This is a genomic window from Pseudomonas fluorescens, assembly GCF_000967965.1.
Taxonomy (GTDB): Bacteria; Pseudomonadota; Gammaproteobacteria; order Pseudomonadales; family Pseudomonadaceae; genus Aquipseudomonas; species Aquipseudomonas grandcourensis.
The window spans coordinates 1-2,937 of record NZ_LACC01000028.1 but is presented as its reverse complement, the minus strand read 5'-3'; the positions used below and the strand labels follow the sequence as shown (position 1 = coordinate 2,937).

Genomic DNA, 2,937 nt, shown 5'->3' with positions numbered 1-2,937 from the left:
ATAAGATCACGCAGGAGATTTGACGTGCACATTGGTGTTCCTCTCGAAACCCAGACCGGTGAAACACGGGTTGCTGCAACCCCGGAAACCATCAAGAAGCTGATCGGCCAGGGCCATAAGGTCACTGTTCAAAGCGGCGCCGGCATTAATGCCAGCGTTGTCGACAGTGCCTATGAAGCGGCAGGCGCAACCATTGGCGGCGCCAATGACGCGTTTGGTGCAGAGCTGATTTTGAAGGTGGTCGCGCCCAGCGACAGCGAGCTGGCGCTGATTAAAAGCGGCACCGTTGTAGTGGGGATGCTCAACCCGTTCAGCAACGAAACCATCGCCAAAATGGCCGAATGCGGTATTACCGCCTTTGCCCTGGAGGCTGCGCCTCGCACCTCCCGCGCCCAAAGCCTGGATGTGCTGTCCTCGCAAGCCAACATCGCCGGCTATAAAGCCGTGTTGCTGGCCGCTCACCACTACCCGCGTTTCATGCCGATGCTGATGACTGCTGCAGGCACCGTGAAAGCAGCCCGCGTGCTGATCCTCGGTGCCGGTGTGGCCGGCTTGCAGGCCATCGCTACGGCGAAACGCCTGGGGGCGGTGATCGAAGCGTCTGACGTGCGTCCTGCGGTAAAAGAGCAGATCGAATCCCTCGGCGCCAAGTTCGTCGACGTGCCGTACGAGACCGACGAAGAGCGTGAATGCGCCGTCGGTGTCGGCGGTTACGCCCGACCGATGCCGGCCAGCTGGATGCAGCGCCAGGCCGCGGCCGTGCACGAGCGCGCCAAGCAGGCTGACATCGTGATCACCACCGCGCTGATTCCCGGTCGCAAGGCACCGACGCTGCTCAGCGCGGAAACCGTGGCCCAGATGAAGCCGGGTTCGGTGGTCATCGACCTCGCGGCAGCCCAGGGCGGCAACTGCCCGCTGACCGTGGCCGACCAGGTGGTCGTCGAAAATGGCGTGACCATCGTTGGCCCGACCAACCTGGCCAGCGCCGTGGCGGCTGACGCTTCGGCGCTGTACGCCCGCAACCTGCTGGATTTCATGAAACTGTTGTTCGATAAAGAAGGACAACTGGTGATCAACCTTGAAGACGATATCGTCGCCGCGTGCCTGATGTGCCGCGACGGCCAGATCGTGCGCAAGAACGGCTGAGGATAAAAACAATGGAAGACATGCTGATCTCTCACGGTATCTACAACCTGATCATCTTCGTGCTGGCTATCTATGTCGGCTACCACGTGGTCTGGAACGTCACACCTGCACTGCACACGCCACTGATGGCCGTGACCAACGCCATCTCGGCCATTGTGATCGTCGGCGCCATGCTCGCCGCCGCCCTCACCGTGACTCCGCTGGGCAAGACCATGGGCACCCTGGCCGTGGCCCTGGCCGCGGTCAACGTGTTTGGTGGCTTCCTGGTGACCCGCCGCATGCTGGAAATGTTCAAGAAGAAAGCGGCCAAAGCTCCGGCTGCCAAGGCCGCAGCAGTCAAGGCCGAGGTGCAGCAAGCATGAGCATGAACCTGGTTACGTCCCTGTATTTGATCGCCTCGGTCTGCTTCATCCAGGCGCTCAAGGGCCTCTCGCACCCCACCACGTCGCGCCGCGGCAACCTGTTCGGCATGCTCGGCATGGGCCTGGCGATCCTCACCACGGTCGGCCTGATTTATAAACTAGGTGCCGAGCTGGCCCAGGACGGTATCGTCTACGTGATCGTCGGCCTGCTGATCGGCGGCACCGCCGGTTCGATCATGGCCAAACGCGTTGAAATGACCAAGATGCCCGAACTGGTCGCCTTCATGCACAGCATGATCGGCCTGGCAGCGGTGTTCATCGCCGTGGCTGCCGTGGTCGAGCCGCAGTCGCTGGGCATCGTCAAGCAACTCGGTGACGCGATCCCGGCCGGTAACCGCCTGGAACTGTTCCTCGGTGCCGCCATCGGTGCAATCACCTTCTCCGGCTCGGTCATTGCCTTCGGCAAGCTGGCCGGCAAGTACAAGTTCCGCCTGTTCCAGGGCGCACCGGTACAGTTCAGCGGCCAACACAAGCTGAACCTGCTGCTGGGCCTGGCCACACTGGGCCTGGGCGTGACCTTCATGCTCACCGGCGACTACACCGCTTTCGCCGTGATGCTGGCCCTGGCCTTCGTGCTCGGCGTGCTGATCATCATCCCGATCGGTGGCGCGGACATGCCTGTGGTCGTGTCGATGCTCAACAGCTACTCCGGCTGGGCTGCGGCGGGTATCGGCTTCTCGCTGAACAACTCGATGCTGATCATCGCCGGTTCGCTGGTGGGCTCAAGCGGTGCGATCCTCTCGTACATCATGTGCAAGGCGATGAACCGCTCCTTCTTTAACGTACTGCTCGGCGGTTTCGGCAATACGACGGATGCGGCCGGCCCGGCCGGTTCGAAAGAAGCCCGCCCGGTGAAATCCGGTTCGGCTGACGACGCGACCTTCCTGCTGACCAACGCCGACACCGTGATCATCGTGCCGGGCTACGGCCTGGCGGTAGCGCGGGCACAGCATGCGCTGAAGGAACTGACCGAGAAGCTGACCCATCGCGGCGTGACCGTGAAGTATGCGATCCACCCGGTTGCCGGTCGTATGCCCGGCCACATGAACGTATTGCTGGCCGAGGCCGAAGTGCCTTACGACCAGGTGTTCGAGATGGACGACATCAACTCCGAGTTCGGCCAGGCCGACGTGGTGCTGGTGCTGGGCGCCAACGACGTGGTCAACCCGGCCGCGAAGAACGATCCGAAATCGCCGATTGCCGGCATGCCGATCCTCGAAGCGTTCAAGGCCAAGACCATCATCGTCAACAAGCGCTCGATGGCCAGTGGCTACGCCGGTCTGGACAACGAACTGTTCTACCTGGACAAAACCATGATGGTGTTCGGCGACGCTAAAAAGGTCATCGAAGACATGGTCAAAGCCGTCGA

The 2,937-nt window shown here is 61.9% G+C and carries 3 protein-coding genes; all 3 read left to right on the top strand.

All coding sequences use genetic code 11. From position 1 onward, the window contains the following. Positions 1 to 24 precede the first annotated feature (24 nt). Complete coding sequence (locus VC35_RS22365; protein ID WP_046042646.1) at positions 25 to 1,146, top strand: Re/Si-specific NAD(P)(+) transhydrogenase subunit alpha; 1,122 nt, start codon at positions 25 to 27, stop codon at positions 1,144 to 1,146. An 11-nt stretch (positions 1,147 to 1,157) separates the two neighbouring features. Next, positions 1,158 to 1,508 carry an NAD(P) transhydrogenase subunit alpha part 2 gene (locus VC35_RS22360; RefSeq protein WP_046042645.1) on the top strand — a complete coding sequence of 117 codons (351 nt, stop codon included), beginning with the start codon at positions 1,158 to 1,160 and terminating at the stop codon, positions 1,506 to 1,508. Further along, the coding region (locus VC35_RS22355) for an NAD(P)(+) transhydrogenase (Re/Si-specific) subunit beta (protein ID WP_046042647.1) at positions 1,505 to 2,937 on the top strand (1,433 nt) is incomplete at its 3' end. The genes VC35_RS22360 and VC35_RS22355, both read left to right, overlap by 4 nt.

Excerpts from the sequence above, each read along its gene's own strand:
- VC35_RS22360 (WP_046042645.1), top strand. The coding sequence starts at position 1,158 with ATGGAAGACATGCTGATCTCTCACGGTATCTACAACCTGATCATCTTC.